At 44.4% G+C, this 15,090-nt stretch carries 12 protein-coding genes; 4 read left to right on the top strand and 8 right to left on the bottom strand.

Annotated elements, in window-relative coordinates; genetic code table 11:
* The first annotated feature begins 11 nt into the window (after positions 1-11).
* Positions 12-1,001 carry an L-histidine N(alpha)-methyltransferase gene (locus DIU38_RS25485; RefSeq protein WP_112656335.1) on the top strand — a complete coding sequence of 330 codons (990 nt, stop codon included), beginning with the start codon at positions 12-14 and terminating at the stop codon, positions 999-1,001.
* Between the two features lie 80 nt (positions 1,002-1,081).
* On the opposite strand, the gene DIU38_RS25480 is transcribed toward DIU38_RS25485, so the two are convergent.
* Entirely contained in the window at positions 1,082-1,903 is an 822-nt protein-coding gene (locus DIU38_RS25480; RefSeq protein ID WP_112656150.1) for a phytanoyl-CoA dioxygenase family protein, read from the bottom strand.
* Positions 1,904-2,027: 124 nt separating this feature from the next.
* Here DIU38_RS25480 and DIU38_RS25475 point away from each other — a divergent pair, with 124 nt between their 5' ends.
* Positions 2,028-2,921, top strand: coding sequence for an AraC family transcriptional regulator (locus DIU38_RS25475; RefSeq protein ID WP_090533677.1), 894 nt, complete (start codon positions 2,028-2,030; stop codon positions 2,919-2,921).
* A 70-nt stretch (positions 2,922-2,991) separates the two neighbouring features.
* On the opposite strand, the gene DIU38_RS25470 is transcribed toward DIU38_RS25475, so the two are convergent.
* The 4 genes from DIU38_RS25470 to DIU38_RS25455 are packed head-to-tail and all read right to left on the bottom strand — an operon-like array spanning position 2,992 to position 5,675.
* On the bottom strand, positions 2,992-3,648 hold the full coding sequence (locus DIU38_RS25470) for a response regulator transcription factor (protein ID WP_112656152.1): 657 nt from the start codon (positions 3,646-3,648) through the stop codon (positions 2,992-2,994).
* Positions 3,649-3,699: 51 nt separating this feature from the next.
* Positions 3,700-4,545 carry a sensor histidine kinase gene (locus DIU38_RS25465; RefSeq protein ID WP_112656154.1) on the bottom strand — a complete coding sequence of 282 codons (846 nt, stop codon included), beginning with the start codon at positions 4,543-4,545 and terminating at the stop codon, positions 3,700-3,702.
* Positions 4,521-5,168, bottom strand: coding sequence for a hypothetical protein (locus tag DIU38_RS25460; protein WP_112656156.1), 648 nt, complete (start codon positions 5,166-5,168; stop codon positions 4,521-4,523). Before DIU38_RS25460 ends, DIU38_RS25465 begins: the two co-directional genes overlap by 25 nt.
* An 18-nt stretch (positions 5,169-5,186) precedes the next feature.
* Positions 5,187-5,675, bottom strand: coding sequence for a hypothetical protein (locus DIU38_RS25455; protein WP_112656158.1), 489 nt, complete (start codon positions 5,673-5,675; stop codon positions 5,187-5,189).
* Positions 5,676-6,029: 354 nt separating this feature from the next.
* On the opposite strand from DIU38_RS25455, the gene DIU38_RS25450 reads away from it, so the two are divergent.
* Complete coding sequence (locus DIU38_RS25450; protein ID WP_112656160.1) at positions 6,030-6,965, top strand: hypothetical protein; 936 nt, start codon at positions 6,030-6,032, stop codon at positions 6,963-6,965.
* A gap of 285 nt (positions 6,966-7,250) precedes the next feature.
* Positions 7,251-9,089, top strand: coding sequence for a hypothetical protein (locus DIU38_RS25445; RefSeq protein ID WP_112656162.1), 1,839 nt, complete (start codon positions 7,251-7,253; stop codon positions 9,087-9,089).
* Positions 9,090-9,149: 60 nt separating this feature from the next.
* On the opposite strand, the gene DIU38_RS25440 is transcribed toward DIU38_RS25445, so the two are convergent.
* The 3 genes from DIU38_RS25440 to metH form a co-directional block, all read right to left on the bottom strand.
* Positions 9,150-9,707: a hypothetical protein gene (locus tag DIU38_RS25440; protein WP_112656164.1), complete on the bottom strand. Its 558-nt coding sequence runs from the start codon at positions 9,705-9,707 to the stop codon at positions 9,150-9,152.
* 314 nt (positions 9,708-10,021) lie between these two features.
* Positions 10,022-10,978: a methylenetetrahydrofolate reductase gene (locus DIU38_RS25435; protein WP_112656168.1), complete on the bottom strand. Its 957-nt coding sequence runs from the start codon at positions 10,976-10,978 to the stop codon at positions 10,022-10,024.
* Between the two features lie 340 nt (positions 10,979-11,318).
* Positions 11,319-15,023, bottom strand: a complete 3,705-nt coding sequence (gene metH, locus DIU38_RS25430) for a methionine synthase (RefSeq protein WP_112656170.1) — start codon at positions 15,021-15,023, stop codon at positions 11,319-11,321.
* Positions 15,024-15,090: the final 67 nt, after the last annotated feature.

The raw sequence follows: 15,090 nt of genomic DNA, 5'->3' as shown, positions 1-15,090 counted from the left end.
CCACCACATCTATGAACCAAGCCTTTACACCCACAGCCGTAAATTGTGACATAAGCGCCGAAAACAGGCAGTTTTATGCCGACGTTGTAGCAGGGCTGCAGGCAGAGCCAAAGCACCTCAATTCAAAATATTTTTATGATGCCAATGGCGATAAGCTGTTCCAGGAGCTCATGAACTGCCCTGAATATTATCCAACCAATTGCGAGCTGGAGATATTTTCACAAAAAACTGCCGAAATCTGCGATGCATTGATTGCCGATGGAGATGCTTTTGACCTGATAGAACTTGGTGCTGGTGATGCCACAAAATCCTCTTACCTGCTTAAATATCTGCTGGATAAAAAGGCTGATTTTACCTATTTGCCTATTGATATCTCAGATAATGTAATATCATACCTCAATATAACCCTGCCCGTAACTTTGCCCGGCTTAAAGATCACCGGACTAAATGGCGAATATTTTGAGATGCTGAAAAAGGCCGCCGCTATTTCACCAAGGCGTAAAGTGGTGCTGTTTTTAGGTTCAAACATTGGCAATATGCCACTTGATGGGGCCATAGAGTTTTGCCGTGAGCTAAGGAATAACCTATCAGAAGGGGATATGGTGTTAATTGGTATGGATCTGAAGAAAGACCCCAGGGTTATCCTTGCGGCTTATAATGACAAAGATGGTATTACCCGCGAGTTTAATCTCAACCTGTTACGCCGCATTAACCGCGAGCTGCATGCTAATTTTGATATAAGCAAGTTTGAACATTATCCAACCTATGATCCTGAAACCGGGGCCTGCAAAAGTTATCTCATCAGTTTACAGGATCAGCAGGTAACGATAGGAAGCGAAAAAATAGATTTCAAGAAAGATGAATACATCTACATGGAGATCTCCCAGAAATTCACCCTTATGCAAACCGATCAGATAGCCATCAACACAGGCTTTCAGCCGGTGGGGCAGTTTTTCGATACTAAAAAATGGTTTATTGATGCGGTTTGGGTGGCGGCGTGACCTCACCCAACCCTCTCCAAAGGAGAGGGCTTTTAACAGCTATTTTGAAGTCTCCCCCTTTGGGGGAGATTTAGAGGGGGTCAGAGCACCTTCGGGTTCAATTCCGAATCAATCAGATCCCCGATTGGTTTACCCATCAGCCATTTATGGTGATCATTTTTTTGCCATTCGTTTTTGTAAGGGGTGACGCGGGCACCATCGGCTACATAAATAATGGTCATGATCTCGCGCATTTTGTCTGAGTTATTGCCGGGAGCATTGTGAATAGTGAAGCCCCGGTGCCAGGTAGCATCGCCGGCCTTCATGGTTTGGGCGCGGGTTATTTCAAATCCTTTTTCTTTCACATACTCGTCAAATGCTGATTCCGATTCATCAGAAATTTCATGGTTAAATACAGCGCCATTAACGTATGAACCGGAGGCAAAGGTTAGCATACCCATGTTTACGTCAATATCAACCAGGGGCATCCAAAGGGTTACCGTGTTGTTGGTATCGATGGGCCAGTAATACTGGTCCTGGTGCCATGGGGTAGGGCCACCGCCGGGCTCTTTAAAGAGTGCCTGGTCGTGATAGATACGTACATTTTCAACCCCCATCAGGTCGGCGGCAATTTTGGCCAGGCGTTTGGCCATTACAAACGTTTTAACATCTTCATCAACCTGCCAAAGGTTCATGATCTGCAAAAAGGCTTTACCATAAGTGTCGCGCTCTTCCAGTTTGCGCTTTTCGGTGTTGTACCTGTCGGCCGCGCCAACAATTACGGGGCGATAGGCAGCAATTTCATCTTTTGTAAGCACTTCGTGTACAAGGGTATGGCCTTTTTCACGAAATTCATTAATATTGTGGTTGGATAGTTTTATAAAATTATCAAGTGACGGTAAATGAGCGATCTGTGTATCCATAGTTTTTAGGTTTATATTTCAAAGTAAGGTTAACTTTAGTTGAAAAAAAATGAAATGAATGGTACATTTATGGATGATTTTATCCGTAATTTGAATTAGAATTTTATTTACGTTAAAATATGCAATGATAAAAGCGTCGTACGAAGTTCTTCAACCTACAAATACGCAGTCGTTTCTGGTACGGAAATTTGATAAGCTGGCATTTGATGCCCCTTATCATTTTCATGAAGAATATGAATTAACGTGTATCATCAGCGGCACCGGCAAACGCTATGTTGGCAGCCACATGGAAGATTTTGCGTCCGGCGATCTGGTGTTGCTTGGTTCTAACCTGCCGCATTGCTGGAAACTTGAACCCAATGAAACAGTGCTTCGCGAGGCAAGCGCGGTGGTGATCCAGTTTAATGATGCTTTTTTGGGCGAAGAGTTTTTTAACAAATTTGAGCTTCAGCTCATCAAAAAACTTTTTCAGCAAAGCGGCTGCGGAGTGTCATTTTATGGCGAAACGCGTGCCGAGGTTAACAAACTGCTGCTTAGCCTCGTTGAAGAGAAAAGCAATTTCAGGATGCTGATAGGTTTGCTCGAGATCCTGCACCGTATGGCTTCGTCAGAAGAGTACGTGCTGCTCGATCAGAACCGCATTATTGGCGAGCGCTCAAATACCGAGCGTGAGCGCATTAACCCTGTATTCGCTTACCTGGTTGAAAATTTCAGAAAACATGTATCATTAGATAAAGCGGCCGGTATTGCCAATATGACCCCGAATGCTTTTTGCAAATACTTTAAAAAAGTTACCCGCAAAACATTCATGGAAACAATAATTGAGTATCGCCTTAATTATGCCATACAGCAACTGGTGCAAACAGATAAGCCTATCTCAGAGATCTCCTATGAGAGTGGCTTTGGCGATGTATCGCACTTTTATAAAATGTTTAAAGCCAAAATGAACCTGAGCCCGCTTAACTACCGCAAAAGGTTTATGCGCAACCTGGCAGGGGATAAAAAGCTATCAGCGTAGTTGTTACTAAGTCCAACGTCGGAAGTCCGAAAGTCGGAAAGTTCCCTTTCCTATAGCTTCGTACCAATGGTTACGTGACGTTAATAATACCACGTTTAATGGCATAAATAACCAATCCTACTAAATTTTTCGATCCGGTTTTTTCAAACAGCCTTGCGCGGTAACCTTCAACAGTGCGCACACTCAGGAAAATTTTATCTGCTATCTCCTGGTTGGAGCACTCCTGGCAAACCAGTTTAAGCACTTCAATTTCGCGCTCGTTAAGGTCGGTTTTGTTATTAGGGATATTATCGGCGTGGTCGTTACCTACCAGCTGTTTGATGAGCGTTATAGAAAGATGCTCGTTAAAATAAAAGCCTTTGTTATAAACGGTTGATACAGCCTCAATGATCTCTTCCGGTTCGGCATTTTTAAGCAGATAGCCCGATGCGCCGGCCTTCATCATATCCACAATGTATTTGTCTTCATTAAACATGGATAACGCCAGGATCTTAATGTCCTTAAAATGCTGATGGACATAGGAGGCGGTTTGGATGCCGTCCATTTCGGGCATTTTAATATCCATCAATATAACATCGGGGGTTTTGTCGGTCAATAAGCCTATCAGCTCTTTGCCGTTCGAAGCCTCGAGTACCAGCTCAAAACCTCCGCAATCTTCAAGGGTAGCTTTTAAACCATTTCTGAAAATTTTATGGTCGTCTACTATACCTAATTTAATTGGGCCCATAGGTTGTTAACAAGATTCAAATTATCAATAAATATAAACTATTGATTTTAACTATGCTACTTTTAATTTAATGATACTGATGGCCCCGCTAAGCGGTTTGCTGTACGTATTTATTTCGCCATTAATGAGTTGCACGCGGCTTTGTAAATTTTTAAGACCAAAGCCCTGCTTAACATCGCCCATATTAAAGCCTTTGCCATTATCCTTAAACTCCATAATGAGATAACCGGCTTGTAAGGCCATATTAAGGTTTATCACCGTAGCTTCCGAGTGTTTAATGGCATTACCAAACAACTCCTGGGCTATGCGGTACAATGCCAGTTCAATTTCATTAGAGAAGCGTTTATCGGCAAAATTTTTAGTGAAATTAACTTTGATATGGGTGTTGTTTTCCACCTTGGTGCACAGCGCCTCGACAGCAATCAGCAGTCCATAGTCGGTAAGTATAGGAGGCAGCACATTTTGTATAATGTTCCTGATCTCCTGGATGCACTCATCGGCCAGTTTGCGGGTGTCTATCAGCAGGGGCTGACTTACCTCACTCACGCAATTTTTGTCCAGCCGGTGCAGGTTAAGCTTTATAGCCGAAAGCACCTGGCCAACACTATCATGCAGGTCTTCGGCCAGGCGTCTGCGCTCGCTTTCCTGGGTTTCAAAAACGGCGTTCATGAGGTCGGTTTGACGTGCATCATGCATGGCGCGTAACTCTGCCTGGTTTTTTAGCATCCTACGCTGATAAATAATTACGAAGAAAAACAAAAAGCCAATCAATATAACAACTACGAGTGTCCCGATGATGAGTACCGGGATTAAGCCATTTTGGGTTATCTCTAAAATAGGGCTGTTATACATGATCATAATGTGCAAACCTGCTATGCCTTTTTTTGTGGCTTGCAAAGTAATGCAACAGAGTATATTAGATTCGTAATAATATTAGTTATGCTAAAGATAACATAATAATCTGCTTTATCCTTGTCTGGTATTCTGTTAAAAACCATAAATAAAAAAATATTGACTGCCGAATAAAATAGCACACCTGAATTAAACCAAAACGGCCCCTGCTTTTCGATATGAATAAAGGTTTGTGGATTTAAAAGTTGATAGAAGTATATAAGCGATAGTACTATTAGTAAAAGACTTGATGCTGTATTTGAAACCGATGGATAATCGAAAGGATGCCTCGCATAATACAATACAATACTAATTGTCGAAGCTGCTAATATTAATGTTATTATTTTCAGTATCGAATTTCTAAACAAATTATAGTAGATAAGACCAAAGAAAATAATGCTAATTGTAACATAAACATGAAGTAATGGATTGGTGTTTAATGGATGTCCTGTATATGGTTTGAAAGCGAAAGCCAACCATTGACCAAAATCAAAAAGACTTGATATTAGCAAAAATAGTGACAATGTTTTCATTAGTCTATCCAGCCCCTTGTAATTATAGGCAGCGGCCAATAGCGGGACAACGCCAGAAATTACTGATATTTTAGATAATAATAGGGCGACATCCATGGTGTTTAGGATAGATATCTAATCGTTTGTAAGTATATTTTGTGGGCATCCGGATGTTCCAGGGCATGGCATAGCCTGTTCACCAACAATATTGTCATTTTCGGCTGTCATGAGTGCGAAGGTTTGAACACCTTTGGCAGACTCTTTAGCCGCTGCTGATTTATTGCCTGGAAGTTGATCCTCTCCATCAGCCGTTACCCCAGTGATTATGAAATGCTGCTGCCCGCTAACATTGGCGATAACAGATAAAAGGAAATTGCTTACAGAAACCCAAAACTTTTGCCAGCTATTAAGTTTTTGATCGTTGGCATAATAGATACGGATGCCCATGCAGCCATCTTGCTTTAATATGGTGTTTAATATTTCCTGTCCGAAAAATTGTGATATGATATCTTTTGGATTACGATGCCTGTGATTCTTTGTCCATTCGGCGGCCAGGTTGATATCAATCGGTGCGCCTTCTTTTCCGGTGATAGGTGATGATGGTCTTCTTTCTTGTGTTTCCATAAAAATAATAGCGTGTAGGGATTTTTTTGTATAAAACTAATACTAATAAGTATCTCTCTCAATGAGATGCCCCGGCCATATAGGTTATGATAGGTTTTTGATTTGGTTTTATGTTGTTGGTTATTAATGAATTACAAATTATATGCGTTTTATTACCCGCGTATTATACGTATTTTTACGTATCAGAAACTGTAATCTTACGTGGCATGAAATGGCTGGTTATATAGGTCTTTTGCGCTTAAATAATCCTGTTTTTCAGGATGCAAAAAAGTTTTTAATATAATATCTAAATATGGATATTGTTTATTAAATTGCTTTTGATAATAATATCACAAAAACCTTAACCTCAATTTTATGAAACAAGAAATGCTAATTACACAGATCAGCCCTGATCAGGTAGGCGAGTTCATCAGCGAAAGCTTTTATCAAGAGTTGACCGAAAATTTTCAGCAAAAATTCCCAACAGAAGTTAAGTCGGTAATGCTTAGCCGCACAGCTGTTGAAACTGTATTGAATGGTGAAAACATATCCGGTATCAAGTTTATGAACGGCCTTGAAGATGCCAATGATCCTTCATCAAGAATGTTGGTACTGATCCCCTGTAATTACACAGTAACTGCCAGTTTACCTAATTCCATCATTAATCAACACGGTTTTATGACTAATACCGGCGAAGTTATTTCATTGGAGAGAACATGGCAGGTGCTGTTTAACCACGTATTGAATTTTAAGAAGCTTGATCCGGCTATGAGTTATACCCAAATTAACCGTGGATCGTTCATGGGAAGAGAAATATTAACCGAACTCGTATGTAGCACAAAAGTAAATAACTTGGTCTATCACTTCGGGCACAGTATTGATGCTGACTACTCTTATAAAGCAATTATACACCCTGAAAGCAATATGTTTTTAATAGGAGATCAATCATATCCGTGTCCAGGTTCAACAGGTTGCCCAACTACAGGCAAAGACCCATGCGCCCTTACCCGTATTACAACTACCATGTTAGGCACAGAAACCGAAGGCCAGTTAAATACACTGCGCGCGTTCCGCGATAAAATACTAACTGATAAGTTTAGTGGTGTGGAAGTTGAGAAATATTACACCATTTCTGCATCGCTGCTGGAAGCTCTTGACAAAACACCAAACCAAGAGGCGATATTTAAAGGCCTGTACGATAAATATATTGCTACATCGCTTAACGCGATAAACCAAAATGATGAGGAAACTGCTTTCGTCCTGTTTCAGGAAGCTATGCAACACCTCACCGAAACATATCTGTATCAATAACAACCTAAAATGTGATTGCAAAGCGTCTTTCCTGCCCGGAAAGGCGCTTTCTTTTTTATACCGAATTTCCCTTAAAACGTAATTCTACGTTTGGTTCATGTTGATGATACGCTTTTATATCACGTACAAGCACAGGCTATAATAGCGTACTGGCAACGTTGATTGCGCAGCCGTTTTACCCAAACTTTGACACAGCAAATGAGCTGAGCATCAGACTGTTTGCGATGGAGTATGCTGAAAATCCAGTTTAAAGAGTAAGCCGGTACAAATACTAATCAAAAACTTATGAACTACATTATTAAAGGGAACCTGCGCGGTTTATTATGTTCAGACTGCGAACTGCCCGTTGCGGGTACATCGGTAAAAGTTTATCGCCCGTCCGATCAGCAAAATGAAACCCGGCTTGCTGTAGCCGATCCCAAACAAACCTTTCACCAGGTAAATGATGATGAACTGAAAGCCAAGGAACGGCTGTTCATTACTCAGGCCGATGTACAGGAAAATGGTGATTTTACTATCGAAATAGACGGCGGTAAATCCGGCTATGAAGGTGGGAGCATTGATGTGGACTGGTATTGCGGCAACGTACCTTTCAAAATTCCGTTACCTAAAAAAGACCCGGTATTACAGTTTCATATCACTACGCTGCAGCCCCTGTATAAAAGCAACCAGGAAAATGCCCAATACGCAAGATTTGATTATAAAATAGATTCCAAGTGGTTTTGCCGAATCCTTACCCTGCTGGATATTTGGGTAGTTTGCGGTTATGTAAACGATTGTGAAACCCAAAAGCCAATTCCCGGTGTTAAGGTTTTTGCTTATGATGTCGACCTGCTGCAAGACGACTATCTGGGCAACGCCTACACCGATAACAACGGCAAGTTCACTATCGTATACCCTGGCGACAATTTTAGGAAAACCTTATTGCCATGGCTTAATGTAGAATGGCCTGCCGGACCTGATTATTATTTCAGGGTTGAAAGCTCATCGGGCACCGTACTACTGGCCGAAGACCGCACCCGCGGCCGCCAAAACGACAGGCACAACGCTAATAACTGTTTCTGCGTAAAGCTGTGTATTAAAGGCGGCGGCATTATTACCAGCGATACCCCATGGTTTACTTCGGTAGGGAATTTCAGCATTACATCTGATATCGACGGCAGCGGTAAAAACCTCATCAGCAAATTTGGAGCGGGTGGCACAGGTTACGGTTTCTTTGGTTCGGTTAAGCTGGGGGGGTACGCCACCAAGAAAGTGCCCACCGCGCCGGCCAGCCCGCTTTATTACCGCTTTTTGTTTTCTACCGATAACGTGAACTTCAGCCCGGTAACCACCGCCCAGATGGAAACTACAGCCTTAAAAGTCGCCACCCGGCAAATCACGTGGAATGGTACCACCGCATTTCAGGATGTAGTGATCGACATCAATCAAGCTGCTTCTGTGCCCGATAGCGTTCCGGCAGATAATTATCCTAACCCGATCCCGGATCATGTGCTGCACCCGGATGTTAACGGCTGGGTACGGGTTGACCAACCCGCGCTTGATAATGGCTTCTATGGTTCGCTGTTTTACCTTAACACAACTACCATCATCGGCGGCGGCGATGCCAGCGCCGGGTTAACGCCAGGTTTAGCTGTGCCTGTGGCAGATCAGAAAAACGGCAGAATGTTATATATTCAATTTCAAACTACTGATGATCCGGCTAATACCGCTTCGCCAAACCTGAATACCCAATCGCTTATCGGTAAGATCTATGTGAATAACTGGAACGAAGTAAGCCTGCTAAAACTGGAAGAACTTTTTGCCGGCGGAGGCAGCGGCTGTACTCCGGTAAGCGGAACCGCCCATGCCGATTACACAGTTGATCATGAACTGATTGCCAGCTGGTCGCTGGGTGTATGGTCAAACGCTACGGGTACGGTCAGCGGTCTGCCCAGCGGCACAACTCCGCGCGGAGACGCTAAGAAATTTGACATGGCCTCGCCGTCACCATTTGTTTTAACTCCTCCTTTTAGCGCATGGCCCTCATGCGCCTATAGCCTAACCCTGACAACCTATCGCAAATTAACCACAGGCGAAAGTAACGACTGGGGAAAAACAAACCAGGTTATCTTTTGCAAGTAACCTGCATGTAAACGGGGGAAGAGGGTGCCGTTGCATGTCGGCGCCCTCTTATTTTAACCGTTAAAATAATCTCAGGATGTACGAAGCCTCGTACAAAAGAAACACGATAACCAATGCCGCGTGAAAGTTGCGGTTCTCTACCTTAATGGCTATCATACATAATATAAAGTGACTGACATTGCGGATCGGGTATTCGATATTGTAATGATGTACATAAGTTGGCCCCTTTATTTCGGTATCTATGATATCAAGCAGATAGCTGGCCCCCAAAATGCTGAAGATCCATTTCCGGCGTGAGTAAAAGTAGTCTTTGTAGTCCTGATAGTCTTTTAAATCATCAGGATAGAGCAATGCACAGACGCTGTAATAAGTAACAATGTAAATAATGATGAAAAAGTACTCGGCAAAAAGCCAGTGCTTTATTTCGTGCAGGCTAATCTCCCACCACCAAAAGTGTAATAGCAATATAAACACGTAAAGCGCCCACAGGTTATGCACCCAATAAGGTTTATCCCGGCCGGGATGCTGAATTTGCTTGGCCGCTCCTTTAAGCAGGTGGGTAATGCTAAGTCCCAGTGTTATGCTGATAACAGCCTTGATGTGACTAAAAGTATCCATAGGCAGGCGTTGGATTGATAATTAAAAGTAAATATTTTAATTTATCATTCACAATGGGCCAACGGTTTAGGTATTAAAAGCAGGTCATTGCTGCGAGGGGAGGGCGTGGCCATGTGTTGGAAAGCGACGCGGCAATCACAAACTATACAGGGCGGCTCTGTACAGCTACTGAATTTCCTATTGCATAATAAAATTAAGGTCATGCTGAACTTGTTTCAGCACCTCACCCGCAAAGCAGCCATGCTAAGCAAAGCGGCTATCTGTCCTGTGGGGTGCCGAAATAAATTCGGCATGACGATGGGGCTGTGTATTGCCTAAAATATTGCTTCGGCAATACGTTTGGTTGGCCCCGCGTTGCTCATGGTATAAAAATGCAGTACCGGTGCGCCAAAAGCAATCAATTCTTTACACTGGTTAATCATCCATTCAATACCTACCTCTTTTACGTCCTTTTCGGTGGCACAGGCGTGGATAGCATCGCTCAGATCTTCCGGAATATCAATATGGAATGTTTTTGACAGCGTAACCAGTTGTTTTGATGATGTGATCGGCTTCAAGCCTGGAATAATAGGCACATTGATGCCATTGGCCCGGCAACCGTTTACAAACTCCTTGTATTTACCAATATCAAAAAACATCTGGGTTACAATGAACTGTGCACCCATTTCTACCTTTTGTTTCAGGTATTTAAAGTCGGTTTTAAGGTTCGGAGCTTCAAAATGCTTTTCGGGATAACCGGCTACGCCAATACAAAAGTTTGTTTTGGCTGTATTGCCATGGTCCTCATGCAAATAAATACCGTTGTTAAGGTTTACTACCTGTTGCAGTAACTCGGTAGCATAACAATGACCGTTAGGGGTAGGTACAAATGATGAATCACCAAGGCGAGCATCGCCGCGCAACACCAGTACGTTTTCGATACCTAAAAACTCTAATTCTATAAGAGCATTCTCGGTTTCGTCTTTGGTAAAGCCGCCACAAAGCAGGTGAGGCACGGTATCAACCTTATACCTGTTCATGATGGCCGCACAAATGGCAATAGTGCCCGGACGCTTACGGTATGATAGCTTCTCGAGCAGACCGCTTGGATGCTGCTTATAAATAAAGTCCTCGCGCAGGGTAGTAACATCAATAAACGGAGGTTTAAACTCCATCAGCGGATCAATTGCGTTATAAATGCCCTGGATACTCTGCCCCTTTAAAGGCGGGATCAGTTCAAAAGAAAAAAGTGTTTTGCCGTTGGCGTTTGCTATATGTTCAGGTATTTTCATGGCCGTATTAGGTGCGTAATGTTATCTCGTATCCGTCATTGCGAGGAACGAAGCAATCGCTAACTGTACAGGGCGACTTGCATAGCGCCCTGCCTCTTGGGGATTGCTTCGTTCCTCGCAATGACGTGGTTTATATCATCTCGGTTTAATAATTAATATCCTGCGCCGCCGCTCGGCTCCAGCCAAGTGGCGATTATCCCAAGGCCTCGGGCCTGCTGCTCCGACTTCGGCGGCCAGAGGCCGCTTAATAGTTGCCACTCGGCTGGAGCCGAGCGGCGGCGTATTTTTTTGCTTGTTATAATTAAAGTTTCATTCTTGCTCCCCTTTAGGGGCAGGGGGGCTAATAATTAATATTCGGCCCCAGCCATCTCTCAATATCTTCCAGCGGCATATTCTTCCTTACCGCATAGTCCTCCACCTGATCTTTACTGATTTTCCCTAATCCAAAATATCTTGCCTGCGGATGTGCGAAGTAGAAACCGCTTACTGAAGCGGCCGGCAGCATGGCCAGGCTTTCGGTTAGGTGCATGTTTGCGTTGTCTTCTGCTTTTAGTAATTCAAACAAAGTAGTTTTTTCGGTATGGTCCGGACAGGCCGGATAACCCGGTGCCGGACGGATGCCCTGGTACTCTTCCTTGATCAGGTCGGCATTGCTTAGCTGTTCGCCTTTGGCATAGCCCCAGTATTCCTTACGTACAAGTTCGTGCATTTTTTCGGCGAAGGCTTCGGCAAGGCGGTCGGCAAGGGCTTTGGCCATAATGCTGTTATAGTCGTCATGGTCGGCCTCAAACTCAGCAACCAATTCATCACAACCTAAACCGGTTGTTACCGCAAAGCCGCCGAAATAATCAGGTACGCCGCTTTCTTTTGGTGCGATAAAATCTGACAAGGCATAATACGGATCATTCTTCACCTTTTCGGCCTGCTGGCGTAAGGTATGGATGCGATTTAAAACTGTTGTGCGACTTTCATCGGTATATAATTCAATATCATCACCTACGGCATTGGCCGGCCAGAAGCCAATTACACCTTTCGCGGTGAACAGTTTCTGGTCAACAATACGTTTCATCAATACCTGTGCATCATCAAATAGTTTTTTGGCTTCAACACCTACAAACTTATCGTCAAAGATCTTCGGATAGCTGCCGCGAAGTTCCCAGGTGTGGAAAAATGGCGTCCAGTCGATATAAGGCAGTAACTCTTCCAGCGGGAAATTCTCAAATACTTTGGTGCCTGTAAATGCGGGTTTCGGTACCACATCACCATCAAGGCTAATCTGGAATTTACCTGCACGTGCCTCTTCGATGGTTACAAAGCGCTTATCCGATTTTTTGTTGGCATGTGCCTCGCGGGCTTTGGCGTATTCATCCTTAATGCCCTGGATATAGGCATCCCGGTTCTCCTTGCTCATTAGATTGCTGCAAACGGTAACGCTGCGCGAAGCATCCAAAACGTGAATGGCAGCCCCGGAGTATTGCGGCGCCACTTTTACGGCTGCGTGAATGCGCGACGTTGTAGCGCCACCAATAATTAGCGGAATGGTAAAACCTTCGCGTTCCATTTCCTTAGCGAAATGCACCATTTCATCAAGTGATGGGGTGATTAAACCGCTGAGCCCAATGATATCAACGTTTTGCTTTTTAGCCTCTTCAATAATGCGTTGCGCGGGCACCATCACCCCAAGGTCAATCACCTCAAAGTTGTTACAAGCCAGCACCACGCCAACTATATTTTTGCCGATATCATGTACATCGCCTTTTACGGTGGCCATTAACACCTTGCCGGCGTTGGCGCGCTGATCGGCATTTACGTTGTTCTTTTTTTCTTCCTCAATAAAAGGCAGCAGGCAGGCCACGGCTTTTTTCATCACACGGGCCGATTTTACCACTTGTGGTAAAAACATTTTACCGGCACCAAACAAGTCGCCTACGATATTCATACCGTCCATCAACGGACCTTCAATAACCTCAAGTGGTTTGCTGTAGGCCTGGCGGGCTTCCTCCACATCGTCGTCAAGGTATTCAACAATGCCTTTTACCAGCGAGTGGGAGAGGCGCTCCTGAACGGTGCCTTTGCGCCATTCTTCGTCGCGTACAACTTCTTTTCCTTTGCTTTTGATGGTGTCGGCAAATTCCACCAGGCGCTCGGTAGCGTCCGGGCGGCGGTTAAGGAGTACATCTTCTACCAGTTCCAAAAGGTTTTTCGGGATCTCCTCGTAAACCTCCAGCATCCCGGCGTTAACAATACCCATATCCATACCCGCTTTAATGGCATGGTACAGGAATGCCGAGTGCATGGCCTCGCGCACGGTATTATTACCTCTGAATGAGAACGAAATATTACTTACGCCACCGCTCACTTTAGCGTGCGGCAGGTTTTGCTTGATCCAGCGGGTAGCTTCAATAAAATCAACCGCGTAATTATTATGTTCTTCCAGGCCGGTAGCAACTGTTAAGATGTTTGGGTCGAAAATAATATCCTGCGGCGGGAATCCTACTTCGTTCACCAGTATATCGTATGACCGTTTACAGATCTCGATCCGGCGCTCCAGTGAATCGGCCTGACCGGTTTCGTCAAAGGCCATTACAACGGTGGCAGCACCATAGCTTAAGATTTTCCGGGCCTGTTCCTTAAATTTTTCTTCGCCCTCTTTAAGGGAGATAGAGTTCACGATACCTTTTCCCTGTACGCATTTTAAACCAGCCTCAATCACCGTCCATTTGGATGAGTCGATCATAATAGGCAGTTTGGCAATATCCGGTTCAGAAGCAACCAGGTTCAGGAATTTTACCATCACAGCCTCCGAATCAATCATGCCCTCATCCATGTTAATATCGATGACCTGCGCGCCGCCTTCAACTTGCTGCAAGGCAACAGATAAAGCGGCCTCATAATCTTCGGCAAGGATCAACTTAGAAAACTTTGGTGAACCGGTGATATTGGTGCGCTCACCCACATTAACAAAAATGCTTTCGGGTTTTATGGTAACGGATTCCAAACCGCTCAGGCGCATGTCCGGCTCAATTTCCGGAATGGGACGGGGCGGATATTTGGCAGCCTTATCGGCAATACATTTAATATGCTCGGGCGTGGTACCGCAGCACCCACCAACTATATTAACCAGGCCGGCTTTGATAAAATCGTCAACCTGGTGAGCGGTTTCATGCGGAGTTTCATCGTATTGACCAAACTCGTTGGGTAAGCCGGCGTTTGGATAGGCCGAAATAAATACACCTGCTTTTTCAGAAAGCTCGGCAAGGTGCGGGCGCATTTCCCGGGCACCCAAAGCGCAGTTTAGGCCTACTGATAGCAGGTTGGCATGGCTTATCGAGTTCCAGAAAGCTTCGACAGTTTGCCCTGAAAGGGTACGGCCTGAAGCATCGGTAATGGTTCCTGAGATCATGATACCGCCCGAATCCCTGAAAGCAGGAAAATCCTTACCTGCAGCTTTACATTCCAGCTCATAACGTTTTATGGCAAAGAGGGCTGCTTTTGCATTCAGTGTATCAAAGATAGTTTCAACCAATAATAAATGCGAGCCGCCATCAACCAAGCCTCGAACCTGGTCGTAATAGGCTTCGGCCAGATCATCAAAGGTAACGGCGCGATATCCGGGGTCGTTAACGTCTGGCGATAAGGAAGCAGTACGGTTGGTTGGGCCGATGGCACCGGCAACAAAGCGCGGCTTTTCGGGGGCGCGCCGGGTATATTCGTCGGCTACTTCGCGGGCAATGCGTGCACCCTCGTAGCTTAGTTCATAGGCCAGTTCTTCCAGGTGATAATCGGCAAGGGAAATTACCTGTGTGCTGAAAGTGTTAGTTTCAATGATATCCGCACCGGCATCCAGGTATTCGGCATGGATGGCTTTGATAATATCAGGGCGCGTGATATTGAGCAGGTCGTTATTGCCCTGCAGGTCGCTATGATGATCGCGAAAACGCTCGCCACGAAAATCCTTCTCGGTAAGCTGGTACCTTTGAATCATGGTACCCATTGCTCCGTCAATCACCAGGATGCGTTTCTGTAATTCTTTTCTAATGTCCATTTTTTGATTTCACCGATTTTTTATTGATGATTTCACCGATTGGTTTGATTTAAATGATTTTTCTGAT

This window comes from Mucilaginibacter metallidurans, assembly GCF_003286435.2.
GTDB classification, from domain to species: Bacteria; Bacteroidota; Bacteroidia; order Sphingobacteriales; family Sphingobacteriaceae; genus Mucilaginibacter; species Mucilaginibacter gossypii.
This window is presented reverse-complemented; position numbering and strand designations above follow the sequence as displayed.